Raw genomic sequence first — 24,688 nt, forward strand, 5'->3', positions numbered from 1 at the left:
TCCGCTAGCTTTCAACTCCATACCGTAACCAGCCAGTAATGGCATATCGCGGATGGGGGGCAAAGGGGGCAACGCAACTGACGCTATGGTCTTGGGGCACGTTAAAATAGCATAAGCGGTTGAAATCCGGGGTTAGAGCTTCAGCGACATCGCCCTGGGGTGTGATGAATTGTAACAACCCACCATAATCCACGCGCCAATGGGCGCTGAGATTGATCACGAAGGCGGTACGGCGATTTTTGTCCTCTATCCCATCATTGTGTAGCGTTAAATAATGGCCGGGGCGAAAGCGGGTAAGCTGGCAGTCCGCATAGCTGATATCGTGATGGCCGGTGATCTGACGCATTAACGCCAGAAAGGGCTCGCTCCTTACGCTCATATAGATGTCTTTGAGCGGACCACTGAGGCGACCTGCCCGGCCCTCTTCATAAAGAGGAAAATTTTCAAAGAGATATTGAAAGCCCTCTCCTGCGCCTTGATGGACAAGTTCCATGAAGGGGGCTGAGCGCTCCGGGCTTAGGGCCTGCATACCCGCCGCATCAAAATCGCGATGCTGACCTTGAAGGCGCGTAACGAGATTCCAGTGTGGCCAGGTCTCAATACTCTCAAGCAGGGTCTGGGCGAAGTCGGGATCGAGAAAGGGGCTGAGTGCGCCTCTGCCGCGCTTGCGATACTGCGTGGCTTGAGCCGTTATGAGGCTTTCAGAAAAATGGTTCAGCACGATGCAATCCCCCGTCATGATCAGGGATTGCATCGTATACTTGGCATTAAAACAAGTTAAATCTTAGGCTTGAGAGGGTTCGCCTTCAGATTGCTCGCGCTCCAGGCGTTTTCTCTCACTGGCGCGAATTTTCACACTTTCAGAGCGCAATTGTCCGCAAGCGGCAAAGATATCGCGTCCGCGTGGTGTGCGAATGGGGCTGGCATAACCGGCGCGGTTCACCACATCGGCAAAAGCCTCAATCGTATCCCAGTCCGAGCACTCATAGGGGCTGTTGGGCCAGGGATTGAACGGGATCAGATTGATCTTTGCGGGAATGCCGCGTAACAGGCGCACCAGCTCGCGCGCCTCGGCCAGGCTGTCATTGACGCCTTTCAGCATCACATATTCAAACGTCACCCGCTTGGAATTATTCAGGCCGGGATATTGCTTGATTTCATTGAGCAAAACCTCCAGCGGATATTTCTTGTTCAGCGGGACCAGAACATCGCGCAGCGGATCATTCGTCGCGTGCAGGGAAATCGCCAACATCGTGCCGGTGCGCTCACCCAATTCCTTGATCTTCGGCACCACGCCTGAGGTTGAGACCGTGATGCGCCGGCGCCCGATCTGAATGCCTTCGCCATCAGAAATAATGTCAATCGCATCAGAGACGTGATCGAGATTATAAAGCGGCTCACCCATGCCCATGAAGACAATATTGGTGAGTTTGCGATCCTCCAGCGAGGTGGGCCATTCGTCCAGATCATCGCGGGCAATCATAATCTGGGCGACAATTTCCGCCGCCGTCAGATTGCGCACCAAGGGCTGTGTACCGGTATGGCAGAAGGTGCAATTGAGCGTACAGCCCACTTGAGATGAGACGCATAGCGCGCCTGAACGGCCCACATCGGGGATGAAGACCATTTCGCACTCAACACCCGGTGACAGACGCACCAGATATTTGCGTGTGCCATCGACCGAGATCAGGCGCTCGACAATCTCAGGCCGGTCCAGGGTGAAGGCGGCCTTCATCGCGGCGCGCAAATCCTTGGAGACATTGGTCATGGCGTCAAAATCGGTGACGCCGAAATGATAGAGCCAGCGCCAAACCTGATCGGCGCGCATCTTGCCTTTTTTGGCATCCACACCGGCATGCTCAACCAGCGCGTCGCGCAATTGCGCACGCGTCAATCCAACAAGCGGAACAAGGCCGGGATCGTTTTGAGCGCGTCCGGCGTTATCAATCTTCAACTGAATGGTCATAACCGCTCCAAATGCGCTTTCCACGCCATAAAATCAAGTCTATTGCACCTAAAAGGCTTGATCCGCACGCCTTACCAGCCTTTAGATCGCCCCTATGAAACTGATTTGCCATCCCTTAACGGCTCATGAGCCGCCCCTTCGTCCCGCCAGCACGCGCCGTGACTGGATGGATGACACCCCTGACGCCTTTGCCTATCGCTGCCTGCCCTTGGCGATTGCCAATCAGCATGGCTGGGAAGTCTTTACCCCGACGGGTTTGAGCGCGCGCTGGAATGGCGGTGCGGCGGTCAGTGATGTCAGCGTAAGTCTCGATGATCCAATGGCCATGCACAATCCGGGCGCGGGCCTGAGCAATTTCGGCTCGGGCATTTTGACCTTCGAGATGGGCTTTTTACTGCGAACACCGCCGGGATGGAATATATTTGTCAGTGGGCCTTTCAATGGGGTTAAAGACGGGATCACGGCCCTATCGGGGGTGATTGAAACCGATTGGAGCCCCTATACCTTCACGATGAATTGGCGTTTTACCCGGCCAGGTGAGGTGCGCTTTGAAGCGGGTGAGGCCATTGCGCAGTTTTTCCCCGTGCGCCGTGATCTGTTTGATCGGGTGACGCCGGAGCTGAAAACCATTCACACCGATCCCAAAACCGTCGAGCAATTAGAGATCTGGCGAGAAAGCCGGTCAAATTTCGTTGCCGGGATTGCCAGCGGGGACGAAAAAGTCGCCGAGGAGAAATGGCAAAAGGGCTATTATCGCGGCTTGATGCCGGATAATTCCAAGGGCCCACAAAGCCATAAGACCAAAATCCATGTTCCAGGATTTAAAGAGGCTCCAGCCAAAACTTTGGGCGTGAAACCGAAGCGACGCTAGGTCGCAGTACTGCGCCTAAGGAACGTCTTGCCACGCATCAGCGTTTCGATCATGAAGCCCCCTAGAGTGGGTGGATGATCGATTGAAGGGGCGTTTTATGACGAACGATCTAAACCCAAAGACCGACCCAAAGCATGAGGGACGGGTCATTGTCACCTATGGCCGCAGCTTGATGGCCTTGGTGATTGCGCACTCGCTGCACAAGCGCGGTGTGGAGGTCATTACCTGCGATAGCGTGGGCCTGACGGCGGGGAGCTTTTCGCGCTATTCTGCCCATAACTTTGTCCATGCCGATTATGAAAAGGACGAAGAGGGCTTTATCCAGGACCTGTTGAAGGCTGTGCTCAAGCATAAGCCTGTGGATGAGCGACCTTATATTTTGATGCCCACTTTCCGGGAGGCAAAGGTTCTGGCCCTTCATAAGCATCGCTTCGAAGGCCTTATTACCTTGGCTGTCGCTGATATCGAGGCGATTGATAAGGTCGACCCCAAGCAAAATCTGGTTAAAACCCTGGACGGCCTGGACGTTCCCGCGCCCAAGACCTGGCACCCTCACACCCGTGATGAGGTGCGCGCAGTGATGGCAGAGATCAAAATGCCTGCCCTTATCAAGGCCGTGGATGAGGTCGGCGGGCGCGGCATTGAATTCTTTGATGACCCAAAGGAAATGCAGACCCGTGCATTGCAAAGGGTGGGCATGGAAAACCCACCGCCCTTGTTACAAGAAGGCGCGAAGGGCGAGGATTATTGCGTTTGTGTGCTCTATAAAGATGGGCAGTTGCGCGCGCATATGGCCTATCACAATGTCCAGAATATGCCCGTGGCGGGCGGCTCTGGCGCGATGCGTGAAACGGTTGATGATGCGCCTTTCCTACGTGCAGCCAACGCTTTGATGGATCATGTGGGCTGGCATGGCGTGGCTGAGATCGACTTCATGTGGGATCCAGACAGTTTTGATCAGCCCAAGCTGATTGAGGTCAATCCACGCTTTTGGGCGGGCCTCTTCCAAAGTGTGGAATCGGGCGTTGATTTCCCATGGCTGGTCTATCACCTGTTTGCCTATGGCGACGTGCCTGCCGGTGAAGAGGTTGAGGGCGAGGTGGGCGCGAAAACCCGGGTGCCGGGGGCCTGGGCGGCCGGGGCCTTTGCCGATGCGCTGGATGGGATCGACACCAAAGGGGCGGGTAAAGCCTGGGACAATATGGTGTGGGAGTTGGAAAAGGGTGAGCCCAAGGCGGCGTTTAAATCCTTTGCCGAGGCGGTCGATAAAGTTACAGACTTTGATGAGGCCTTTCACATTCTCAAACAACGCTTTGGCCTCTCTAAAGGCGCAAAGTCAGAGATTGATCTTCACGATGACCCGATGAGTGCCTTTGGGGTTTTATTTGTTTTAAGCTCTTTGGTGCGTCATGGGGAATTACCGCATGAATTAAAAGGCTAAGGCCAAAGACGTCAAACGTGAAAGGTTTGGTGTGAGTACACAGCCCATCATAGGCATAACAAAGCCCGAACGCGGCGATAATCTGGCCTATACGGCAATGGGCTTGGCTGTACGTCTGGCCGGGGGGGTGCCGATCGAGCTCTCCCCCGGCATGGCGTGGCGTAAATTACGCTTGAAAGGGCTCTTGATTGGCGGTGGATCGGATGTCTTTCCCGTCCATTATGGTCAGGACGCCATTGAGGGTGCGCGCTATGATCATGACCGCGATGAGATGGAAATGTATTGGGCGCGTAAAGCGCGAGATAGCCATCTGCCCACACTTGCCATTTGCCGCGGGGCGCAATTGATGAATGTGGCCAGCGGTGGCAGCCTCCATCAACGCTTGAGCGAAGTATATGACGATGTCGATTACCCATCGACGCCTCTGGGTCATCTGCTCTATCGCAAAACAATTACGATAACCGATGATAGTCTGTTATCGCGCTTGGTGGGTAAGCCCGCAACGCGGGTCAATTCGATCCATAAACAAGCGATCGCCGATCTGGGCGAGGGGCTAAAGGTCAGTGCGTGTGAAAGAAATGGCGTGATTCAGGCCATTGAAGACCGCGCCAAGCCCTTCTATCTGGGGGTGCAATTCCACCCAGAGTTTTTGATCTATCGCAAAGAATTTCGTGCGATTTTTGAAGGGCTTGTCGAGGCTGCCAAGGCGTATTAGCGCGGTAATTATTCGCTATGAGCCGCTTTCCAGGCGCGCACGGCCGCCAGCGTCTGGTTGACATGCTCATTGGGGTTCATTTCGCTATAGGCAAGTAGGATTTCACCATCGGGCGCAATGACATAAGAGGTCCGCTTGGTCCAACCTGGACGCATCAGCATGCCGACTTCGTAATCACGCACGACATCGCCTTCGACACCGGCAACCGGAAAGGCGCTGGCGCAATGGGCGGTTGAAAACTCTTGTAATTGATCGGTATTACCCGACGTGGCCCCGATCAGGGTCGCGCCTTCGGCAGTAAATTCTTCGGCATGTTCCGCAAAGAGCGCCGCTTCGATATTGCAGCCTGGTGTAAAGGCAGCCGGGAAGAAGTACAGCACGACGGGGCCGTCTTGCAGTGCGGTTTCCAGATTAAACTCAAATGCTTCGCCCGCCAAAAATCCTTGGGCGGTAAAGTTCGGGGCATGCTCGCCGGTTTTCAGCTCCGCTAAGGCGGCGCTGGAGAGCCCAGCCATCAAAGTCACGGACAATGCGAGTGCGCGGAACATATAAAAAAACCCTCCAAATCAGATGAACACCGATAGGTGCTAACCCAGACTTAGAGGGTTTTTTAATACGAGCAAGAGGCAGGTGCCTCTTTGACTTAATCGTCATCCATTTTCAGGGCGGCGATAAAGGCTTCTTGCGGGATTTCGACCTTACCGAATTGGCGCATACGTTTCTTACCGGCTTTTTGTTTATCCAGCAGCTTACGCTTACGCGTCGCATCGCCGCCATAACATTTCGCCGTCACGTCTTTGCGCATCGCTGACAAGGTCTCGCGCGCGATCACCTTGCCGCCAATGGCCGCCTGGATCGGGATTTTGAACATGTGACGCGGGATCAGGTCTTTCAACTTCTCACACATCGCACGGCCGCGCCCTTGGGCACGGGCACGGTGTACGATCATGGACAGTGCATCGACCGGCTCGTCATTGACCAGAATGGACATCTTGACCAGATCGCCCGCGCGATGGTCGATGAACTGATAGTCAAAGCTGGCATAGCCCTTGGTGACGGATTTCAGGCGGTCATAGAAGTCGAAGACCACCTCGTTAAGCGGCAGCTCATAAACCAGCATGGCGCGCGAGCCCGCATAGGTCAGTTCCTGCTGGATGCCGCGGCGGTCTTCGCACAACTTCAGTACCGCGCCGAGATATTCATCGGGCACCAAAATCGTGGCCTTGATCCAAGGTTCAGCAATTTCGTCGATTTTGACCACATCGGGCATGTCCGCGGGATTGTGCAGCTCCTGCATCGAGCCATCGGTCATGGTCAGCTCATAGACCACGCTGGGCGCGGTGGTGATCAGATCGACATCATATTCACGCTCAAGACGCTCACGGATCACTTCAAGATGCAAAAGCCCCAAGAAGCCACAGCGGAAGCCAAAGCCCAAAGCGGCGGAGGTTTCCATCTCATAGCTGAAAGAGGCGTCATTGAGCGCCAGACGCTCCACTGCATCGCGCATGTCTTCGAAATCGGCGGCGTCCACAGGGAACATGCCGCAGAAGACCACAGGCTGAGCGGGTTTAAAGCCTGGTAGCGGCTTATCGGTCGGGCGTTTTTCCTCGGTGACGGTATCGCCGACGCGCGCATCGCGCACTTGCTTGATCGAGGCATTGAGGAAGCCCAGCTCGCCTGGGCCCAAGCTGTCAACGCTTTCCTTGGTCGGCCGGAAAACCCCAACCCCATCCACCCCGTAGGAGGCTTTGGCCCCCATCAGGCGCACTTTCATGCCTTTTCGTAGCGTACCTTCATAAATACGCACCAGACAGATCACGCCCAGATAGGTGTCATACCAGCTATCGACCAACAGCGCCTTCAAGGGCGCATTGGGATCACCGGCTTCGGGCGGAGGTAGGCGTTTGACGATGGCTTCCAAGACCTGATCGATATTGAGCCCGGTCTTGGCCGAGATCTCCACCGCATCGCTGGCATCAATTCCGATCACATCCTCGATCTGGGCCTTGACGCGCTCAGGCTCGGCGGCGGGCAGGTCGATCTTGTTGAGGACCGGGACGATCTCGTGATCAACCTCAATGGCCTGATACACATTGGCGAGTGTTTGCGCTTCAACGCCCTGGGCCGCATCCACGACCAGCAGCGAGCCTTCACACGCGAACAGCGAGCGGTTCACCTCATAGGCAAAGTCCACGTGACCAGGGGTGTCGATCAGGTTGAGCACATAGTGTTCGCCATCCTGGGCCGTATAGTCCAGGCGAACGGTTTGGGCTTTGATCGTAATCCCGCGCTCGCGCTCCAGCTCCATGCTGTCGAGCACTTGCTCTTTCATCTCACGGGCGCTGAGGCCGCCGGTCGTCTGGATCAGACGGTCGGCCAGCGTCGATTTTCCGTGGTCGATGTGGGCTACGATAGAAAAATTTCGGATGCGTTTTGGATCTGTTGTCATGACAGCCGACTTAGCACTGCTTTTATCGCCCGCCAAGCGCCTCTTACCTTGGCAAATAAACGGATGACAGCCTGCAAGAACTCTGATTGAATGCATTCAGGGTTAAGCGTTGCCTCGCTCAAGAAAGGCCCTGATCCTGATGATGCCATCTTGTCAGTGGGCATTCACTCTAAACGCTCTCAGCACCTGATCTCTACACCAAGACGATCAAGATTTTCGCCGCATGTCATTTTGTGAATGAGACTTTCTAGGGGAGTGTCGTGTATGAGCCTTCATCGTCTGGTCTATCTCAGCCGTGCGGTTCAGCCTTTGCCGATCAATACCTTAAACAGTTTGAGCTTGCGCGCGCGCAAACGTAATGAAGATCATGGCATCACCAGCCTTCTCCTCTATGATGGGCGCTATTTCTTACATTACGCTGAGGGGCCGGCGGCATCTTTGACCTGGCTGTTACAAAATGTACGCCAAGACCCGCGCCATGAAGATTTATGTCTCCTCAGTCATCATCCCTGTCAGACCCGAACCTTTCCTTCCTGGGCGTTGAATATTGTCAATCTCACGCATGGGGGTGGTCTGGTGCAGCTGAACGCTCAAAACACGCATCATAGTCATCCTGATTATTCGATCCGTGATCTTCTCAACGCCCCTTTGCCTGGCGATATGCGTCTTTTGGTAGCCAGCTTCGCGGCCAGTTCTCAAATGACGGGCGATTCTTCATCTTTGCTTAACCACAATTAAACTTGCAATCGTTCGCTTTCCCGCCAACATCACTCCTTCGGGGAGTGAAGTCACAAGGTCAGGGAGATCGACCATGTCCAATTTCAAACGTCTTGGACTGTTATCCGCCTTATGCATCGCTGCCAGCGCCAGCGTGTTAAGTGGTTGCGCGACATCGCAATCATCCTATCGCGACACGGGGGCCACGCGCGCGCAAAGCGATTCTCAAGCACGTCCGCAAACCTATACCCAAGAAGAAATTATTGAGGCGACCTCGGATTTCTTTGGCGTAACGGCCGAAGCGGCGGCCTCTGCATTAGAGCGCATTTTTGCCGATAATGGCCGCCCGGTGGGTTATATTACCGGCTCAGAAATTGCGGGCGCTGCTGGAATTGGTCTTCGTCTGGGTGAGGGTGATCTTCACATGAAGAGCCAGTCGGGCGCGGAAAAAATCTATTGGCAGGGCCCCTCTTTGGGTTTCGATGCCGGTGGAAATGCCAGCCGGGTCTTCACCCTGGTCTATGGCGCGCGCTCCACGGATGAGCTTTACCAGCGCTTTCCGGGCGTAGAGGGAACGGCCTATTTCGTTGCTGGTCTGGGCGTGAATTATCAGGCGAAAGACCATATCACCTTGGCCCCAATCCGCTCAGGGGTTGGCCTGCGCGCCGGGGCTAATATGGGGTATCTCTCCTATACAGAAAGCCGCAGCTGGTTACCGTTTTAAGGTGTGCCTGGATGGTGTGATGAAAACCCCGAGCCTTAGGTTCGGGGTTTTTTGCGATAACTCGGACTTGAACTTGTTTGCGTAAGTATTTTTGATTATATTGAAGACGGCGCGAGGGTTTTAAGATGACTAAAACGACAACTCTGACGGTGCGTTTGAACGGCGTGCTGGGCGATCATGTTGCAGACACGGTCGGTGAGCATGGCAGTTTTGAAAATGTCAGCGAATATATTCGCCATCTTATTCGCTGCGATAAAGAACGCGCTGAGGCGCAGGCCTTTTCCCGTCTGAAGGCTGAGCTTGATCATGCCTTCAGCGCACCCGAAGAGCGTTATCACCCCTTAAGTGCAGATCAGGTGATCGCGCGTAACCGTGCTTGAAACCATGGCTGAGGTGCGCATTCAATTACGCGCCTCTCATCGCTTGGATGAGATTTATCGCCATACGCGTGAGCATTGGGGGGATGGGCAGGCCGAGCGCTACATCACCGGCTTGTTTGACGTTTTCTCAAAAATTGCGCGCCATGAGATTGCCTCAAAGCCCATCCCAGCGGCCTTTGGTCATGACGGCTTTTATGTGCGCTATGAACGCCATGTTATTTACTGGCGCTATCTGTCCAACGCCGACATTGGGATCGTGACAATCCTGCATGAGCGCATGCATCACATGGCGCATTTTCGCGATGATGTCGAAAATTAGCGCCGCGCCTGACTACATCTGCAGGCGATAGCCCCCTGATTCCGTGATTAACAGCTTGGCGCTCGACCCATGGGGCTCTATCTTTTGACGCAGGCGATAGACATGGGTTTCCAAAGTGTGGGTATTGGCTTCGTGATGATAGCCCCAGACTTTTTCCAACAATTCCTCGCGCGCAATAGGCTTACCGCCCGCGCGATAGAGATATTTGAGGATATTGGTTTCTTTTTCCGTCAGGCGGATTTTCTTGCCCTGGCCATCGATCAGGATTTTTAAAGACGGACGGAACTCAAACGGGCCAACTTGCAGAACGGCATCTTCAGATTGTTCATGGCGGCGCAATTGATTGTGCACGCGTTCTAGCAAGACAACGAAGGAGATCGGCTTGGCCAGAAAGTCATTGGCCCCAGAGCGCAGGCCCAGCACATGATCGGCATCCCCTGATTGAGCGGTCAGTAAGATGATCGGGGTCGTGACCTCGGCCTTGCGCAGCAGACGGCAGGCCTCGCGCCCATCCATGTCCGGCAAGCCGACATCAAAGATGATGACATCAATGCGCTCTTTCTGGGCGATGTCCATGCCGGGCCGGGCGGCCGGGGCGGTTAAGACTTCAAATTCGTCGTCATAACTGAATTGCTCGGCCAGCGTTTCGCGCAATTCCGGATCATCATCAACGATCAGTAACGTCTTTTTACTCGCCATGGGTCTTGTCCAGTCTTTAAATGCGGGCTTTGAAAGCAATGTGAGGTGAGCGCCGCGCCTTGGCAAGGCTTGGCGAGCCTTTTCCCCATGGTTTAGCGCGTTTATCGCTCGCGCGCAGTTCGCAAAGACGTTAGGTTCACTCGCATGTCTGTGATGAAGATATACTCTGATAACCGTCTCATCTGGCGCGGCGTTGAATACCCTTGCGCGCTGGGCAAGGGCGGGGTTTTGCCCGCTGAGGACAAATGCGAGGGCGATGGGGCGAGCCCGGCGGGACGCTGGATCGTGCGCCGGGGCTATTGGCGCGCTGATCGTCTGGCCTGTCCTGAAACGTCAATCCCCCTTAAATCCATCCGTGAAGACGATGGCTGGTGTGATGCGCCAGAGGATGCGGCCTATAACCGGGCGGTGCGTCTGCCCTATCCGGCCTCATGCGAGACTTTGCGCCGTGAAGATGAGCTTTATGACATCATCATCGTGCTCTCGCATAATGATGATCCGCCCATCCCCGGCAAGGGCTCGGCGGTGTTTTTCCATTGTGCCAAGCCCGGCTATCCCCCGACGCGCGGCTGCATTGCCGTGGCGCGTGAGGACATGGTCACGATCTTGAAAGCTTTACAAGTCGGCGATGTGTTAGAGCTCTCACTGCACCCGATGGCTTGAGCCTTTTGCGCTCACCGCCCACATAGTCTTAGATTTTAAGTCTCAACGGAGCCCTTTATGACACAATCCTCGCCGCCCTCTGCCCCGTCCAGTCCATGGCGTGGCACTACGATTTTGGCTGTGCGTAAGTCCAATAAGCTGGTGGTGATCGGGGATGGTCAGGTCTCAATCGGCAATACGGTGGTGAAGGCCACAGCGCGTAAAGTGCGCCCACTGGCGCGCGGCACGGTGCTGGCTGGCTTTGCCGGGGCAACGGCAGATGCGTTTGCGTTATTTGAGCGTTTGGAAGCCAAGCTGGAGACCTATCCCGGCCAATTACCGCGTGCGTGTGTGGAGCTCGCCAAGGATTGGCGTACCGATCGTTATATGCGCCGTTTGGAAGCCATGCTGATCGTGGCCGACAAGGACGTCACCTATATTCTGACCGGGGCGGGTGATGTGTTAGAGCCTGAACATGGCATTGCCGCCATCGGTTCGGGCGGTAATTTCGCGCTGTCAGCCGCGCGCGCCTTGATGGATTATGAAACCGATCCTGAAATCATTGCCCGTAAAGCCATGACCGTGGCCGCCGAAGTGTGTGTCTACACCAATGATAATTTCACGGTGGAAGTGCTGAATACTTAAAATCTGCTCTGCCCCCCTGCACGATGATCCTCTCATACAGAGACCTATAAAGATGACTGAATTTTCTCCGCGCGAAATCGTATCCGAATTAGACCGCCATATTGTCGGCCAGCATGACGCGAAAAAGGCCGTGGCCATTGCGCTGCGTAATCGTTGGCGGCGTAAGCGCTTGCCTGATGGCTTGCGTGAAGAGGTGACGCCGAAGAATATCTTGATGATCGGGCCAACGGGCGTCGGCAAGACCGAGATTTCGCGCCGCCTGGCAAAACTTGCCGGTGCACCGTTTTTAAAGGTCGAAGCCACGAAATTCACCGAAGTCGGCTATGTCGGACGCGATGTCGATTCCATCATTCGCGATCTCGTTGAAATCGCAATCACTTTGGTGAAAGAGAAAAAGCGTGAAGAGGTTCGTGCCAATGCGCGCGGCGCGGCAGAAAACCGGGTGCTTGATGCTCTGGTCGGGGTCACGGCCAGTGAGGGCACGCGCGAAAGCTTTCGCAAGAAGCTGGTTGCCGGGGAGCTGGATGACAAGGAAATTGACCTTCAATTGAAGGATGAAAGCTCGCCTCTACAGAATATCGACATTCCCGGCATGCCCGGCGGGATGGGCATGATCAATCTGTCGGATATTTTGGGTAAGGGCATGGCCAAGACCAAGACCGTGCGGGTCAAGGTGGTTGATGCGTATGAGCCTTTGATCAATGAAGAGGCCGATAAGCTGCTTGATGACAGCCAGATCCAGGGTGAGGCAGTAAAGCTGGCTGAAAATGAAGGCATTGTCTTTCTGGATGAAATTGACAAAATCTCTGCGCGCAGCGATGCGCGCGGCGCAGATGTCTCACGCGAAGGCGTGCAGCGCGATCTGTTGCCTTTGATTGAGGGCGCGCAAGTGGCCACCAAATATGGCACGGTGAAAACCGACCATATCCTGTTCATCGCCTCAGGGGCCTTTCATGTCTCTAAGCCCTCGGATTTATTGCCGGAATTGCAAGGTCGCTTACCGATCCGGGTGGAGTTGAAGGCTTTGACCCGTGATGATTTCCGCGCGATATTGACCGAGCCGGAAGCCAGCCTCATCACGCAATATGTGGCCTTGATGAAGACCGAAGAGGTTGATTTGATCTTTGAAGACAGCGCCATTGATGCGCTGGCCGATCTGGCCGCGGAGGTCAATGCTAGCGTGGAAAATATTGGCGCGCGCCGTCTTCATACCCTGATCGAACGGCTGACTGAAGAGATCAGCTATACGGCTTCTGACCGCTCGGGTGAGACGATCACCCTGACCGGGGATGATGTGCACAAGAGTGTCGGCGATCTCGCGAAGAATACCGATCTGTCGAAATTTATTTTGTAGCGTAAAGTCTTAGCGGCCCGGATCAATCCGGCCGCCGATAGAGGCATTCACCCGCCACCAGCCCGCGATCGCCAAACGGTCGCGGGTGCTGGGGTAAACTTCGTGCGGGATTTGTTCTGACATCATCAAAACTAACCCACCCGCCTTAGGGCTGATCAGCTGGCTGGGCGGGTAATCATTGAGCGCATCCAGGTCTGGCGTATTATCTATAGTTAAGGGGCATTCCTGCCACAGGGCCAATTGCCCACCCTCTTCATCACGCCAATTATCATTGAGATACACCACGCAGGAGACGATGCGCGAACGCCCGGCGCGCGGGCCAAACATGGCGCTGGGTCCACCCGTTTGGGCGGGGCCGGAAAACGCATCGAGATGGCGTTTATAAAACCCGCCGAGGGGATAATGCGCGTAATGGGCTTCAAACTCAAAAAGGCCCGCAAACAGGGCGCGATTGATGGAAAGGCGCATGGCCTCGCAACCTTCAAGGAAGTCCCGCTGGGCTTGGCTGGCCCCATCCATCCAGGCGATGGAGGTTTTACGGATTTGCGGCGCGCGTTGTTCTAAATCGCCGCGCCCGATGGCAGCGGCTTTCACTTCGCCTTCTGCGATGAGATGCAAAGCGTCCGCCCGCAAGGCCGTAATCAAGTCTGGATCCAGGGCCTGCGGCGCATAGGCCCAGCCCTGACGCATTAAATCATCAATCAGGCTGGCGGTGAAATTCTCCCCAAAAAAGGCGCGGGGGACAGCAATCGTGCTCAGTGGCGTCAAGCTCCAAAGGCTAAGTCATCACAATAAAGGTGGCGCGATGTACGTGAGGCGCAAGGGCTTGGCAAGCGGAATTTTCAAAATTGGTATTATGTAATTTAAGACCAATTGGGGACGATTTTGACTTGAAACCGTCATCAAGGCGCGCGAAGCTTTTCGCATCTGCAGCGAAGCTGAACCGGACACCCCAGAGAAGAGGCCTATCATGAGCGCATTGCCCAACGCCCCGCATGCCTTGTTTTTAGAAAATTTGCATGATGATGCCGACCGCGCCATCAATCTCTTCGGTCCGGTCAGTGTGACGCGTTTGGCGTCGTCACCAGAACGCGCGCAGCTTGAAGCCGATTTGCAAACCGCAGATGTTATCGGTATTCGCTCGCGCACCCATATTGATGGGGCGCTTTTGGATCTGGCACCTAATCTGTTGGCGGTGGGGTGTTTTTGCATTGGCACGAACCAGGTTGAGCTGGAGGAAGCTGCCAAGCGCGGCGTGCCGGTATTCAATGCGCCCTTTGCCAATACCCGCTCCGTGGCGGAATTGACTATGGCCAGTATCATTATGCTGATGCGGCGCATTCCAGAAAAAATGTTCGCCATTCATGAAAGCGGTGGGTGGTTGAAAACCGCTGAGGGCTCTCATGAAGTGCGTAAGAAAAAACTGGGCATTGTCGGCTATGGCAATATTGGCGCGCAGCTGTCTGTCATCGCCTCGGCATTGGGCATGCATGTCTATTATTATGATGTCGAGCCCAAGCTCGCCCATGGTAATGCGCGCCCGACTGAAAGCCTGGATGAGTTACTCTCGCTGGCTGATGTCGTGACCTTGCATGTGCCGGATACTGCGCAAACGCGCGGCATGATCCGGGCAGAGCATTTGGCGAAGATGAAAAAGGGGAGTTTCCTGATCAATCATGCCCGCGGGCAATTGGTCGATATTGATGCCCTTACCGAGGCCCTTAAATCTGAACATCTCGCCGGTGCCGCGATTGACGTCTTCCCCAAAGAGCCCAAAGGCAAGGATGAGGCGTTTGATAGCCCACTGCGCCAGTTTAAAAATATCATTCTGACCCCGCATATCGGAGGCTCGACCCTGGAAGCCCAAGCCGCGATTGGTGAAGATAGCGCGATGAAGCTCGCTAAGTATCTCTATCAAGGCGCGACCAATTTTGCCGTCAACTTCCCCAATATCGAGCCCGGTCCGATCAAGCCCGGCAATACCCGCCTGACCGTATCACATCTGAATGCGCCGGGTTTTCTCTCCCGCCTCAATGAAAAGGTTTCGAATGCGGGCCTCAATATCACCGCGCAATTTCTTCAGACCCAGGGCGATTTAGGTTATGCGATTGCCGACATGGAAGGCGCGATGCCCCATGATTTTCAAGCGATTATAGAGGGTTTGGATGGCGCGATCCGCGTGCGACTGATTGGTCAGTCAGCCTAGATCTACAGGACGAGAAGCCGCGTTAAATCATCCACGCTATTGGCAAAGGCGGGGGCTTTATCGGCCACCGCCGCGCGGCGCACGACCCCACCAAATCCGATGAAGGCATCGGCCGCACCTTGGGCGAAGGCCTCATAATCGGTGATGCCATCGCCGATCATGATGGCGCGATCACATCCGGTCAGGCGTTTAAGGCTGTCGATGACATGGGCCTTACCGCCGTTTTCAGACAGCGGATTTTGGCGATCAAACCCACTGACGGTATCGGCCTCGTAAACGAATTTATTGCCGCGCAATTCACCCGCAGCGAAATTCAGTTCCTCCAAGGCGGGGGCGAAAAGATCACTAAACCCGCCCGATACCGCATAAACATCCCACTTTTTCTTGCGCAGCTTGGCGATCAGCGCGTCCATGCCGGGTGTAATATGGGCCTTTAAAGCCTCGGCGGCGGTGGAAATATGGCTGCGGGTCAAGCCTGCAAGTGCCAGGCGCGCTTCGAGAGAGCTGCGAAAATCCATCTCACCGGCCATGCCGCGATTGGTAATCTCCGTCAGCTTTTGTGTACGTTCAGCCCCATCGGCGCAGTCTTTGAGGCTTAACTCCACAGCGAAATCAAGGCTTTCAACGCTCAACAGCGTGGAGTCAACATCAAAAACAATTAAACGGGACATGGCAATCAATCAGAGGACAGAAAAGTTAACGCGTTCATTAGCCTGTCATGCCCCAATCGGCCAAGCGTTTTCCGGACTAAAAGCCGTACAGAGCTATAAATCAGTGTCGAGAAGACACAGATTGCGCCGTGTTTGCGTATATTAAAATGCGGGAGGGACCAGGTCTGCCCGGTGCAGACCTTGCCGGAGAGATTTTAGCTGGCCGCCTTGATCCCTAACCCGATCGGGCAAACCACGCCGGTGCCGCCAATTCCGCAATAGCCGTCGGGATTTTTCGCCAGATATTGCTGATGATAATCTTCAGCATAATAAAAGGGGCCAGCCTGGCGAATTTCGGTGGTGATCGCGCCTTTACCCGCTTGGCTCAAGGCCTCGCTATAAGCCGCAGCAGAGGCTTCGGCCTCAGCCTTTTGCGCGTCATTTTGGTAATAGATGGCGCTACGATATTGGGTGCCTTGATCATTGCCTTGGCGCATGCCCTGGGTGGGATCGTGGTTTTCCCAGAAGGCCTTTAACAGCTCGGCAAAGCTGATGACTTTGGGATCAAAGACGATCTGGACCACTTCAGTGTGACCGGTCGCGCCGGAGCATACCTCTTCATAGGTCGGGTTGGGCGTAATGCCGCCCGCATATCCGGCTGCGCTCGTATAAACGCCTTGGATTTGCCAGAAGACCCGCTCAACACCCCAAAAACAGCCCATGCCAAAAACCGCAACCTTCAAACCGTCCGGGAAGGGGCCGCGCATCGGATTATCATTGACGAAATGGGTCTTGGCCACGGGCATCAGTGCAATCCGGCCCGGTAGAGCCTGATCAGCGGGGGGAAGGTCGTGTTTCCAGCGATGTTTATCGAACATGGGGGCTTCTCACTTACGCGGCCATAGGCCGGTTGATCTTAGCTTACATAAATAAGAAGTCTTGATCGCTTTGCCTAGGGGGCCTGGATTTAGGCGGGGGCATGCGCGATAAAACGACCCATGGATGACAGATGTCATCCATGGGTCAAGGGCGTTAGCCCGCGATAAACGCTAACAAATCAGCATTGACCAGCTCAGGGTGGGTGGCAAAGAAGCCATGCGACAGGCCGGGGTAGGATTTAAAGGTCGGGTTCGGCAAAAGCGTGATGGCTTTGCGCGCGGTGATGTCGATAGGCACGATCTGATCATCTTCCCCGTGGAGAACCAGAACCGGCTGTGTGATGGCTTTCAGGTCATCAGTGAAGTCGGTTTCGGAGAAGGCTTTGACGCAATCGTAATGAGCCTTGGCGCCGCCGGCCATCCCTTGACGCCACCAGTTTTGGATCAGGCCTTGGCTCACTTCAGCGCCTTCACGATTGAAGCCATAAAAAGGCCCTGACGGCAGGTCGAGGAAGAATTGTGCCCGGTTATGGGCCAGAGCCGCGCGGATGCCATCCAGCGCTTCACGCGGAACGCCGTTCGGGTTCGTTGCGCTTTGGATCATGATCGGTGTGACCGCCCCTAACAAAGCCGCCTTGGCGACACGGCCAGCTTCAGCGCGGGCCACATAATGCGCGACCTCACCCCCGCCGGTGGAGTGGCCGATATGAACCGCATTGCGGAGGTCTAAGGCGCGCGCTAGCTCGAACACATCCTGGGCATAGGTATCCATATCATTGCCAGTATCGGTTTGGTCCGAACGTCCATGGCCGCGGCGGTCATGGGCAATGACGCGATAGCCTTCGTTTAAGAAGAACAGCATTTGAGCGTCCCAATCATCCGCGCTCAACGGCCAGCCATGGTGGAAGACGATCGGCTGGGCATCTTTTGGACCCCAATCCTTGTAGAAAATCTTAGTGCCGTCTGTGGTGGTGAGGGTGGCCATAGTGTTATCTCCTAAGGCTGTTGAGAGGCTGTCGGCAAAGGCAGGCATTGGCAGGGCGCTCGCGGCAGCAAGCGCAGATCCAGCAAAGAGGACATCGCGTCGTCTGAGATTGAGACCTTTGTTGTCGGGCGGGTTGGTCATTGTCGCTCCTTGTCAGATCTCTCGCGAGATCCGCTGTCGTTTCGATGTAGACAGGTTTAGACCAAGGGTTCATAAAGTGAACTTGTCAAATACGACATTATTCGGGGCAAAAGTGACAAATGGCAGCAGATCGGACACACCAAGCAGAAATCGCGATCTTGATTTACCCGCAGTGTCAGCTTTCCGCTGTCCATGGATTGAGCGACCTTTTTCGGATCGCCAACGAATGGGCGATGCGTGATCGAGCCCCACAAGAGCGTGCGGTTATTCGCGTTTCTCATTGGCAATGCCAGCCTAGTTCAGTCCCAGGCGATGAAGGCGAGGTCGTTTGCGTGTGGGATAGCCACCCACGCCTTGATCATCGCCTGGATTTCATTATCGCTCCGCCCAGTATTGCCATGCCGGAGGATTTGGCGGCGATGCCGGTGGCTGCGCAATGGTTGAAAACCCAACATAGGGCCGGCTCGATCATCGCTTCGGTGTGCGCGGGGGCTTTTGTTTTGGGTGAAAGCGGTTTGATCAATGGGCGCAAGGTTACAACCCATTGGGCTTTTGCCGATCAGCTTGCACAGCGATTTCCGAAGGTGGATGTGGCCTGCGAATATATGATCGTGGATGATGGCGACATTATTACTGCGGGGGCAATTTTGGCCTGGACTGACTTGGGTCTAACTTTAGTTCAGCGTTTAATGGGGCGTGAAGCCATGCTCGCCACGGCCCGTTTTTTATTGACGGAGCCGCCTCGCCAGCGCCAAGCCCCGTTTAGAGAGTTTCTGGCCCGTTTTGATCATGGCGATAGCGTTATTTTGTCTGTGCAGCATCACCTGCATGCCAAATCTGAGCAAACTCAAAATATTGAAGACTTGGCGGCCATGGCCGGGATGGGCGCGCGTACCTTCATGCGCCGCTTTGCCAAGGCCACGGGGCAGCGCCCAACCGAATATCTTCAGCATGTGCGGATCGCGAAAGCCCGCGAAAGCCTGGAACAGACCCGCCTTCCCATTGAACACTTGGCCTATCAGGTCGGCTATCATGATCCGTCTGCGTTTCGCAAAATTTTCCATAAACTTGTCGGTATGCGGCCCTCAGAATATCGCAAACGCTTTGGAACCCAAGCCCGTCAGGATGCGCTAACTGGGGATGAAGCATCGCTCTGACAACACCGGCCTTTGTCAGTGTAAGGGAGTGTATTTTAGCGCCCCGCCCATGCCAGGCTTGCTTGACTGGGGATGAGTTTTAGCTAATTTGCGGCCCCTTATGGTGAGGTGGCCGAGTGGTTGAAGGCGCACGCCTGGAACGCGTGTATACGGGAAACCGTATCGAGGGTTCGAATCCCTCTCTCACCGCCATTCTCCAAAAACGTATGAATAAAGCTTGTTGTGAGCTGGACATGACAAGTTTCCTGTGCGTGCGCAATAGGTTGCAGTTAAAGTCTATAGATTTTAAAACTGATGATGCTCGTTAGGGCTCAGTGAAGTTTGTCGCGATCTTTCAAGACGCGTGAGCCAGCGTATGCCAATAGCTGACGTCTTCAATTTTTTGGAATAGATCATGATTTTGCGATACGCGATTCTTTATGTCGATGACGTTGCCGCTACGCTCGATTTTTATGAGCGTGCGTTTGGTTTGACGCTGGCCTTCATGCATGAGGGTGGAGATTATGGTGAGATGTCCACCGGAGAGACCAAACTGGCCTTTTCTTCAATTGCGCTGATGAAGCGGCTGGGTAAAACGCCGGGTAAACCCAGTTTAAAGGCCCCAACCTTTGAGATTGCCTTTGAAAGCGATAACGTTCGTGCCAGCTATGATCGTGCCATAGCGGCTGGGGCAAAGCCGATCCAAGAGCCCCGCGATGAAGCCTGGGGACAGACGACATCTTATGTTAGCGACCCCAATGGGTATTGGGTTGAGATCTGCTCATCCGTCCAGTTGCCAAGTCCGGGTTGACCCAGAATGTCGAGAATGACCGGAGTCTTGCGTAGGGGGGCAGGGCTGATTGCGAACCAGCGTTTGAGCTCGCGTGTCATATGCGCTTGATCGCTGAAACCACATGAGCCCGCGATTTCGATGAGAGGCTCAGGTCCGCTCAGCATTGCGACAGCGCGCCGCGCGCGCGCCAGAAGGCGCCAGAAATCAGGCCCTGGTAAGCCCTTGGCTTGGAACTGGCGCTGTAAGGTGCGAGTTGAGACGCCTGCCGCGCGCGCGACGCATTTCGGTGTTGCCCCAGGCGCACACAGGGCCGCAATGACGCTGTTAAGCTCATCTGAATGCCCAAAGGCACCGCCCAGAATGGCCCCCGCCTGAGTGGGGTCTAGGGCGATGGCTTCAAGTACATCGCGACAAGGCAGTATGCCGGGCCTAAGCCGAAAACCTGTAATTGCACAATTTGGTGCCGTTGTGACTGTACGAGGTTGGAAATCAAAATCACTTAAAAAGATCTCGGCGGCTGAATTCGGCTTGGAAAGAACAAGTACATCACGGCACCCATCAGGAAGAACTGTGTGGCGTTCACCGTCTTGGCTATAATGATGCCATTTATGAAATACTCGATTGATCGTCATCTTGCGGGGTCTCACCTTGGTTGAGATGAGTTGTTGAGAAGAATGAGTGTAGCTAGATTTTCTTTATACGTACACTAAGAGGTTGCTTGTTGACTAAGCCAATCGCGAAAACGTGCCTGTATTGAACCGTCTTTTACGAATTGACTGGATAACAGAACATAGGCGCTACCATCTTGCCGCTGCATAGCGGGCGCAAAAAAAGATCACGCGCTGAGGCCTCTTCCTTAGGCCCTCTAAAAATCACGTTCAAAGCCGGCCTGTCCTTCTTTATGATAAAAACTGTGCTTGATGAAGAGGCGTGCCCTGCCTCAAGCTCCCCCGGCATAATCGGGGTGAAACGTGTTGCCGTACCCTTACCTGCATCATCACAATTTATGTGCGTTCGTTCTTTTGGGGTTGATAATGGATCTGCCTGTGCATGCGAAGCGCCCAATTGCCGAGGTTGGATCACGGGGCGCAATGAAGGGGTTAATACGCAGGGCAAGGCCTTTCTCGCTGAGAAAGAGCGTACCTTGTTGGCCTTAACGGCGACAGTTCATCACGCGGGTATTTTGGGTTAGCCGATAAAAAAAGAGGTGCGCGCGGGCACACCTCTTTCTTCACATCCTTGGACCTATGAACCCTAGGGCATACATAGGCCCTTGGATTGTTAGGGTTGGCGGGTGTCGGCGCGGCGCTCTAAATAATCGCGCAGGCGTTCAGGCTGATCGGTTTGGATCATCGTGGCCCCCATATCGACCATTTCGCCCCAGTTTTTATCCGGATCGCTCAAGGCGTATTGATCCAGGCGCCCAGCGGATTTGTGCGGCGAACCATTGAGGGTCGAGACCCAGATCCGCGCGCCCAATCGCGTGAGATCGTCTGTGCCTTCGGTAAAGAATGTATCGTCGGAAAATTTAATCTCAACCGCGATGGGGTGATAAGGCGCGAGGGTTTGTGCCAGATCGCTTAACGCCCCAGCCCCTTGGGTGAATTTCGGCATGAAGAACGCCGATTGGAAGACGTCGGCTTGCATATAGCGTTCCGCGTTCTCTAAAGTTACTTCTTCTTTCAAGATCACATGATCGCTCAGGCCCAGGGCCTCCAGCTCGCTGAACACCTGCTCATAGGCATCCAGCTTGGCATCGACATTAACAAGGATCGCGCCGCGTGCAGCCTCCATCACTTCGCTAAATGTCGGAATGATTTGATCGCTTAACGGCGCGTTTGGACCGCCTTGGCCCATTTTCAAGCGGAGCTGGCGCACATCGTCAAACATCCAGTCTGAAATATCCCCGCTGGCCGTGGTTGTTCGATCGAGCGTGTTGTCATGGAGCGCCACCAGAACGCCATCCTTGGTGCGGCGAATGTCAATTTCGACCACCGGAATGCCGAGGGTGATACAATCTTCAATGGCTTGGATCGAGTTTTCCGGCGCATTTTGCCAGCACGCCCGGTGGGCCACGACCATCACACCGCTTGTGTGTTCCATCATCTGGGCGCGTAGCGCTTCGATAGAGCCGTCTTGGGCATGAATAGGACTAAAGGCGCTGAGGCCAAGGGCTAGGCTGAACCCCAGGGCGGTGAGACGGCGCGTCATCATCTGAGAACTCCGGTTATTGTCAGCATAAAGGCAACGAGCCCGACCATTGGTCGGGCTCGTGCGTGAGGTTTAGAAGCTGGCGCGAACACCGAAGAGGTATTGTGCACCGGTTTTGACGTATTTCTCGAACCGATCCGGGCTACCCGCATAGGTGTTTTCTTCCTGGTCGAGCACATTAATGCCTTCCACAAAGGCGCTGACATTCTCCAGAACGTCGTAACGTACGGAGAAGTCGAGGAAGCCAGCGGCTTCGCGATAGCGGGTCAGACCATTGCGGCCGAACGGGCTCATCACGAAGTCATCGCGCCAGTTATAAGCGAGGCGTGCTGAGAAGGCGTCTTTTTCATAATAGCCCACCAGGTTGAAGGCATGCTCAGACAGGCCTGGCAAGGTGGTGGTCACAACCGTATCGCCGCTGCCGAAGGTCGCGGTGGAATCGGTATAGGTGTAGTTCGCCAACACGCCCAAGCCATCGAAGGGGGCAGGCAAGAAGGTGAAGGGCTGCTGGTAAGACACTTCGAGACCCGTGATCGAGGCCCCTTCGCCATTCACAGGGCTGTTGAATTCATAAAGCCCAGATTGGTCGCCGGTTTGGCCAGGAATGTATTGACCGGGATCGAAGAATTTCGAGTAGGTGTTCGAGGTGATCAAAGATTCCAGATCTTTATAGAACAAGGTCACACCGAAGGCGGCATCGTCTTGGAAATACCATTCAAACGCGACATCGAGATTGTTAGAGCGGAAAGGCTCAAGATCTGGATTGCCTGATTTTACCGAACGGTTGTTGATCGAGACACTGGTCCCTGGGTTCAACGCGCTCAGGCTTGGGCGGGTCAAAGACCGGCTCATCGCCAAACGCACAACCATATCCTCATGCACATCCAGGGCGAAATTGGCCGAAGGCAGCACATCGGTGTAATCGCTTTCAAAGCGAGCCGGGGTTTTGCCATTGACATAGCCATCGGTGGTCAGATCGGTACGCACCACGCGCACGCCAACATCAGAGCGCAGCGGCAGGCCGAAAGCGTCGGTGTTGACATTGGCCTGAACATAAGCGCCCAAAGTCTTCTCATTGATCACTGAAGAGCTGCCCAGGCTTTGCGCCGGAGTGACATCGCGGTAGTTCAACAGCTTATTGGCCGCTTCGAAGTCAGCAACGACCCAATTGCGCAGGAAGTTATCAGGCGCATCTGAGGCAAAATCGCTAACGCCATGCGGGCGGGCATATTGCGAAATGTCATAGGCGGCGGTGGACACGTTTTGTGAGAAACGCTTCACATCTTTCTGATATTCTTCGAAGGATACACCAAATTGAATGCTGTCATCGCCGAAGAAGCGCTCAACATCAAAACGGGTGCTGAACACATCGTCTTGGATGTTGGACGGGCGCAGGCGAATATCGCCGCCATTGTAATTATTGATAATACCTAGATCGACGCCAGGGGTCACAATCGGATAATCGTGATTACCACGAATGTCGAAGGTGGCTTGGACCGGATCGGTGACCAGCTGAACCGTGGTTTCTTCTGCGACATTGAACTCAGCGCTTTCCACGCCGATCATGCCTTTAAGGGTCCAGTTTTCGCTTTCCCACGCACCGCTCAACACATATTGCTGCATGGTGGTTTCGCGCTCGATGATGCGGTTTTCAGAACGCAAAGTCGCGTTGCTGACGTCCAGATAAACGGCCGTGTCGCCATCATCATCCAAGATCATCTCATTGATGGTGATCGCAGGACGGCCACCGCCGGGTGTTGAGCGGAATTGGATGTCTTGGTTATAGCGCAGCGCATCATATTTGGTGTTCGCATACAGAACATCAAAATTGAAGCTCAATTGAGCGGTTGGGGCCCATTGTGCCGCCGCGGTGATGCCCAAGCGATCGGTATCGGCCAAGGTCAGATCGGTACGCGGCAGGCGAGGAATGTAGATGCCTTCGAGCTGTTCACGGGTCTGGGTGATGTTGGAATTGGCAAGATCAGGCTCGATCGTGTCGCCTGCCAAATGCTCGTAACCCACGCTGGATGTGCCATCAATACGCGCAGAGCGCTGTTGGAAGGCGGCAGAGACCAGAAGGCCAAAGGTTTTGGCTTCATTGGTCCAGCTGACCATACCGGCCAGGCGCGGTTGAACTTTGTCTGGCAGGTCTTGATAAAAACCGCTGACAGAGCCCTGCATGGTGAAGCCGTCATAATCAAATGGACGCGCGGTTTGCAGGTTCACATTGCCCGCAATACCGCCTTCGATAATGCTGGCAGACGGGGTCTTTACGACGTCGACGCGGTTGAAGTGTTCAGACGCGAAAATGTCGAAGTCAAATTCGCGCCCCGACGTGGTGAAGTCGTCCTGACCGGTAGAGGCATTGGCGATGGTCATGCCATTGAGGGTCACACGGGTAAATTCTGGCCCAAGACCGCGCAGGGTGATCTGCTGGCCTTCACCATTGGCGCGCGTGATCGCAACGCCAGGCAGGCGCTGAAGCGATTCTGCGATATTGGTGTCTGGGAATTGGCCGATATCTTCAGCCACGATGGATTCGCGTACACCCGTGGCATCGCGCTTCAGGTCCAGAGCCTGGCTCAAGCTACCGCGAATGCCGGTAATGACAATGACGTCCTGCGATGATTGAGTATGGGTCTGTTCTTGCGCGAAAGCTGCACCAGAGAGCGCGGCCGCGCCGAGCATAACCGCCGAAGCGGTCCGGAAAAGACAAGATTTAGTCCGCATAATATCCCCCGGGGAAAACCCCATTACGATGTG

The 24,688-nt window shown here is 54.8% G+C and carries 25 protein-coding genes and 1 tRNA gene; 14 read left to right on the top strand and 12 right to left on the bottom strand.

Annotated features, from left to right (window positions below; genetic code table 11):
- Positions 1-4 precede the first annotated feature (4 nt).
- Positions 5-721 (bottom strand): 2OG-Fe(II) oxygenase, encoded by a 717-nt coding sequence (locus H151_RS16925; RefSeq protein WP_169336715.1) that lies wholly within the window; start codon positions 719-721, stop codon positions 5-7.
- A gap of 63 nt (positions 722-784) precedes the next feature.
- The gene (rlmN, locus tag H151_RS0106065; protein WP_019960754.1) at positions 785-1,966 is read right to left on the bottom strand and encodes a 23S rRNA (adenine(2503)-C(2))-methyltransferase RlmN; all 1,182 of its coding nucleotides are present in this window, start codon (positions 1,964-1,966) and stop codon (positions 785-787) included.
- A 94-nt stretch (positions 1,967-2,060) separates the two neighbouring features.
- On the opposite strand from rlmN, the gene H151_RS0106070 reads away from it, so the two are divergent.
- The 3 genes from H151_RS0106070 to H151_RS0106080 all read left to right on the top strand — a co-directional run bounded on the left by H151_RS0106070 (position 2,061) and on the right by H151_RS0106080 (position 4,993).
- The gene (locus H151_RS0106070; RefSeq protein ID WP_019960755.1) at positions 2,061-2,837 is read left to right on the top strand and encodes a DUF6065 family protein; all 777 of its coding nucleotides are present in this window, start codon (positions 2,061-2,063) and stop codon (positions 2,835-2,837) included.
- 97 nt (positions 2,838-2,934) lie between these two features.
- A complete protein-coding gene (locus tag H151_RS0106075; RefSeq protein ID WP_019960756.1) occupies positions 2,935-4,278 on the top strand; it encodes a carboxylate--amine ligase in 1,344 nt (447 codons plus the stop codon).
- Positions 4,279-4,309: 31 nt separating this feature from the next.
- On the top strand, positions 4,310-4,993 hold the full coding sequence (locus H151_RS0106080) for a gamma-glutamyl-gamma-aminobutyrate hydrolase family protein (RefSeq protein WP_026353857.1): 684 nt from the start codon (positions 4,310-4,312) through the stop codon (positions 4,991-4,993).
- An 8-nt stretch (positions 4,994-5,001) separates the two neighbouring features.
- Here the strand turns inward: H151_RS0106080 and H151_RS0106085 are convergent, their stop codons facing one another.
- Positions 5,002-5,541, bottom strand: coding sequence for a peroxiredoxin (locus H151_RS0106085; protein ID WP_019960758.1), 540 nt, complete (start codon positions 5,539-5,541; stop codon positions 5,002-5,004).
- Positions 5,542-5,636: 95 nt separating this feature from the next.
- Positions 5,637-7,445, bottom strand: coding sequence for a translation elongation factor 4 (gene lepA / locus H151_RS0106090; protein WP_019960759.1), 1,809 nt, complete (start codon positions 7,443-7,445; stop codon positions 5,637-5,639).
- Positions 7,446-7,709: 264 nt separating this feature from the next.
- On the opposite strand from lepA, the gene H151_RS16930 reads away from it, so the two are divergent.
- The 4 genes from H151_RS16930 (at position 7,710) to H151_RS0106110 (ending at position 9,585) form a co-directional block, all read left to right on the top strand.
- On the top strand, positions 7,710-8,183 hold the full coding sequence (locus H151_RS16930) for a BLUF domain-containing protein (RefSeq protein WP_019960760.1): 474 nt from the start codon (positions 7,710-7,712) through the stop codon (positions 8,181-8,183).
- Between the two features lie 73 nt (positions 8,184-8,256).
- A complete protein-coding gene (locus tag H151_RS0106100; RefSeq protein ID WP_019960761.1) occupies positions 8,257-8,886 on the top strand; it encodes a DUF1134 domain-containing protein in 630 nt (209 codons plus the stop codon).
- 125 nt (positions 8,887-9,011) lie between these two features.
- Complete coding sequence (locus tag H151_RS0106105; RefSeq protein WP_019960762.1) at positions 9,012-9,266, top strand: ribbon-helix-helix domain-containing protein; 255 nt, start codon at positions 9,012-9,014, stop codon at positions 9,264-9,266.
- 4 nt (positions 9,267-9,270) lie between these two features.
- Complete coding sequence (locus H151_RS0106110; RefSeq protein WP_026353858.1) at positions 9,271-9,585, top strand: type II toxin-antitoxin system RelE/ParE family toxin; 315 nt, start codon at positions 9,271-9,273, stop codon at positions 9,583-9,585.
- A 12-nt stretch (positions 9,586-9,597) separates the two neighbouring features.
- On the opposite strand, the gene H151_RS0106115 is transcribed toward H151_RS0106110, so the two are convergent.
- A complete protein-coding gene (locus tag H151_RS0106115) occupies positions 9,598-10,284 on the bottom strand; it encodes a response regulator transcription factor (RefSeq protein ID WP_019960764.1) in 687 nt (228 codons plus the stop codon).
- A 144-nt stretch (positions 10,285-10,428) separates the two neighbouring features.
- On the opposite strand from H151_RS0106115, the gene H151_RS0106120 reads away from it, so the two are divergent.
- From H151_RS0106120 to hslU, 3 genes are read left to right on the top strand one after another with little or no spacing between them, the layout of a single operon-like run.
- Complete coding sequence (locus H151_RS0106120) at positions 10,429-10,947, top strand: L,D-transpeptidase family protein (RefSeq protein WP_019960765.1); 519 nt, start codon at positions 10,429-10,431, stop codon at positions 10,945-10,947.
- 57 nt (positions 10,948-11,004) lie between these two features.
- Positions 11,005-11,571: an ATP-dependent protease subunit HslV gene (gene hslV / locus H151_RS0106125; RefSeq protein WP_026353860.1), complete on the top strand. Its 567-nt coding sequence runs from the start codon at positions 11,005-11,007 to the stop codon at positions 11,569-11,571.
- A gap of 52 nt (positions 11,572-11,623) precedes the next feature.
- Positions 11,624-12,925: an ATP-dependent protease ATPase subunit HslU gene (hslU, locus tag H151_RS0106130; protein ID WP_019960767.1), complete on the top strand. Its 1,302-nt coding sequence runs from the start codon at positions 11,624-11,626 to the stop codon at positions 12,923-12,925.
- 9 nt (positions 12,926-12,934) lie between these two features.
- Here hslU and H151_RS0106135 read toward each other — a convergent pair whose 3' ends face one another.
- On the bottom strand, positions 12,935-13,693 hold the full coding sequence (locus tag H151_RS0106135; RefSeq protein ID WP_019960768.1) for a 2OG-Fe(II) oxygenase: 759 nt from the start codon (positions 13,691-13,693) through the stop codon (positions 12,935-12,937).
- Between the two features lie 202 nt (positions 13,694-13,895).
- On the opposite strand from H151_RS0106135, the gene serA reads away from it, so the two are divergent.
- Complete coding sequence (serA, locus tag H151_RS0106140; protein ID WP_019960769.1) at positions 13,896-15,131, top strand: phosphoglycerate dehydrogenase; 1,236 nt, start codon at positions 13,896-13,898, stop codon at positions 15,129-15,131.
- Between the two features lie 2 nt (positions 15,132-15,133).
- On the opposite strand, the gene H151_RS0106145 is transcribed toward serA, so the two are convergent.
- The 3 genes from H151_RS0106145 to H151_RS0106155 all read right to left on the bottom strand — a co-directional run bounded on the left by H151_RS0106145 (position 15,134) and on the right by H151_RS0106155 (position 17,644).
- Complete coding sequence (locus H151_RS0106145) at positions 15,134-15,802, bottom strand: HAD-IB family phosphatase (protein ID WP_019960770.1); 669 nt, start codon at positions 15,800-15,802, stop codon at positions 15,134-15,136.
- Positions 15,803-15,996: 194 nt separating this feature from the next.
- Positions 15,997-16,659 carry a peptide-methionine (S)-S-oxide reductase MsrA gene (msrA, locus tag H151_RS0106150; RefSeq protein ID WP_026353861.1) on the bottom strand — a complete coding sequence of 221 codons (663 nt, stop codon included), beginning with the start codon at positions 16,657-16,659 and terminating at the stop codon, positions 15,997-15,999.
- Between the two features lie 154 nt (positions 16,660-16,813).
- Entirely contained in the window at positions 16,814-17,644 is an 831-nt protein-coding gene (locus H151_RS0106155; RefSeq protein WP_026353862.1) for an alpha/beta fold hydrolase, read from the bottom strand.
- Between the two features lie 374 nt (positions 17,645-18,018).
- On the opposite strand from H151_RS0106155, the gene H151_RS0106160 reads away from it, so the two are divergent.
- The 3 genes from H151_RS0106160 to H151_RS0106170 all read left to right on the top strand — a co-directional run bounded on the left by H151_RS0106160 (position 18,019) and on the right by H151_RS0106170 (position 19,732).
- Positions 18,019-18,942, top strand: coding sequence for a GlxA family transcriptional regulator (locus H151_RS0106160; protein ID WP_233354542.1), 924 nt, complete (start codon positions 18,019-18,021; stop codon positions 18,940-18,942).
- Between the two features lie 102 nt (positions 18,943-19,044).
- Positions 19,045-19,134: transfer RNA gene (locus H151_RS0106165), tRNA-Ser, on the top strand.
- Between the two features lie 202 nt (positions 19,135-19,336).
- Positions 19,337-19,732, top strand: coding sequence for a VOC family protein (locus H151_RS0106170; RefSeq protein ID WP_019960774.1), 396 nt, complete (start codon positions 19,337-19,339; stop codon positions 19,730-19,732).
- On the opposite strand, the gene H151_RS17885 is transcribed toward H151_RS0106170, so the two are convergent.
- From H151_RS17885 to H151_RS0106185, 3 genes are all read right to left on the bottom strand, one after another.
- Positions 19,663-20,346, bottom strand: coding sequence for a helix-turn-helix domain-containing protein (locus tag H151_RS17885; protein WP_083918455.1), 684 nt, complete (start codon positions 20,344-20,346; stop codon positions 19,663-19,665). The two genes, H151_RS0106170 and H151_RS17885, sit on opposite strands and share 70 nt — an antisense overlap.
- Before the next feature lie 649 nt (positions 20,347-20,995).
- The gene (locus H151_RS15640) at positions 20,996-21,928 is read right to left on the bottom strand and encodes a glycerophosphodiester phosphodiesterase family protein (RefSeq protein WP_019960776.1); all 933 of its coding nucleotides are present in this window, start codon (positions 21,926-21,928) and stop codon (positions 20,996-20,998) included.
- A 69-nt stretch (positions 21,929-21,997) separates the two neighbouring features.
- Entirely contained in the window at positions 21,998-24,655 is a 2,658-nt protein-coding gene (locus H151_RS0106185) for a TonB-dependent receptor (protein ID WP_169336716.1), read from the bottom strand.
- Between the last annotated feature and the right edge of the window lie 33 nt (positions 24,656-24,688).

Origin of the sequence: Woodsholea maritima DSM 17123 (assembly GCF_000382325.1) — a bacterium.
GTDB lineage: Bacteria > Pseudomonadota > Alphaproteobacteria > Caulobacterales > Maricaulaceae > Woodsholea > Woodsholea maritima.

Excerpts from the sequence above, each read along its gene's own strand:
- rlmN (WP_019960754.1), bottom strand. The coding sequence starts at position 1,966 with ATGACCATTCAGTTGAAGATTGATAACGCCGGACGCGCTCAAAACGAT.
- H151_RS0106070 (WP_019960755.1), top strand. The coding sequence starts at position 2,061 with ATGAAACTGATTTGCCATCCCTTAACGGCTCATGAGCCGCCCCTTCGT.
- H151_RS0106075 (WP_019960756.1), top strand. The coding sequence starts at position 2,935 with ATGACGAACGATCTAAACCCAAAGACCGACCCAAAGCATGAGGGACGG.
- H151_RS0106085 (WP_019960758.1), bottom strand. The coding sequence starts at position 5,541 with ATGTTCCGCGCACTCGCATTGTCCGTGACTTTGATGGCTGGGCTCTCC.
- lepA (WP_019960759.1), bottom strand. The coding sequence starts at position 7,445 with ATGACAACAGATCCAAAACGCATCCGAAATTTTTCTATCGTAGCCCAC.
- H151_RS16930 (WP_019960760.1), top strand. The coding sequence starts at position 7,710 with ATGAGCCTTCATCGTCTGGTCTATCTCAGCCGTGCGGTTCAGCCTTTG.
- H151_RS0106100 (WP_019960761.1), top strand. The coding sequence starts at position 8,257 with ATGTCCAATTTCAAACGTCTTGGACTGTTATCCGCCTTATGCATCGCT.
- H151_RS0106105 (WP_019960762.1), top strand. The coding sequence starts at position 9,012 with ATGACTAAAACGACAACTCTGACGGTGCGTTTGAACGGCGTGCTGGGC.
- H151_RS0106110 (WP_026353858.1), top strand. The coding sequence starts at position 9,271 with ATGGCTGAGGTGCGCATTCAATTACGCGCCTCTCATCGCTTGGATGAG.
- H151_RS0106115 (WP_019960764.1), bottom strand. The coding sequence starts at position 10,284 with ATGGCGAGTAAAAAGACGTTACTGATCGTTGATGATGATCCGGAATTG.
- H151_RS0106120 (WP_019960765.1), top strand. The coding sequence starts at position 10,429 with ATGTCTGTGATGAAGATATACTCTGATAACCGTCTCATCTGGCGCGGC.
- hslV (WP_026353860.1), top strand. The coding sequence starts at position 11,005 with ATGACACAATCCTCGCCGCCCTCTGCCCCGTCCAGTCCATGGCGTGGC.
- hslU (WP_019960767.1), top strand. The coding sequence starts at position 11,624 with ATGACTGAATTTTCTCCGCGCGAAATCGTATCCGAATTAGACCGCCAT.
- serA (WP_019960769.1), top strand. The coding sequence starts at position 13,896 with ATGAGCGCATTGCCCAACGCCCCGCATGCCTTGTTTTTAGAAAATTTG.
- H151_RS0106145 (WP_019960770.1), bottom strand. The coding sequence starts at position 15,802 with ATGTCCCGTTTAATTGTTTTTGATGTTGACTCCACGCTGTTGAGCGTT.
- msrA (WP_026353861.1), bottom strand. The coding sequence starts at position 16,659 with ATGTTCGATAAACATCGCTGGAAACACGACCTTCCCCCCGCTGATCAG.
- H151_RS0106155 (WP_026353862.1), bottom strand. The coding sequence starts at position 17,644 with ATGGCCACCCTCACCACCACAGACGGCACTAAGATTTTCTACAAGGAT.
- H151_RS0106160 (WP_233354542.1), top strand. The coding sequence starts at position 18,019 with ATGCGTGATCGAGCCCCACAAGAGCGTGCGGTTATTCGCGTTTCTCAT.
- H151_RS0106170 (WP_019960774.1), top strand. The coding sequence starts at position 19,337 with ATGATTTTGCGATACGCGATTCTTTATGTCGATGACGTTGCCGCTACG.
- H151_RS17885 (WP_083918455.1), bottom strand. The coding sequence starts at position 20,346 with ATGACGATCAATCGAGTATTTCATAAATGGCATCATTATAGCCAAGAC.
- H151_RS15640 (WP_019960776.1), bottom strand. The coding sequence starts at position 21,928 with ATGATGACGCGCCGTCTCACCGCCCTGGGGTTCAGCCTAGCCCTTGGC.
- H151_RS0106185 (WP_169336716.1), bottom strand. The coding sequence starts at position 24,655 with ATGCGGACTAAATCTTGTCTTTTCCGGACCGCTTCGGCGGTTATGCTC.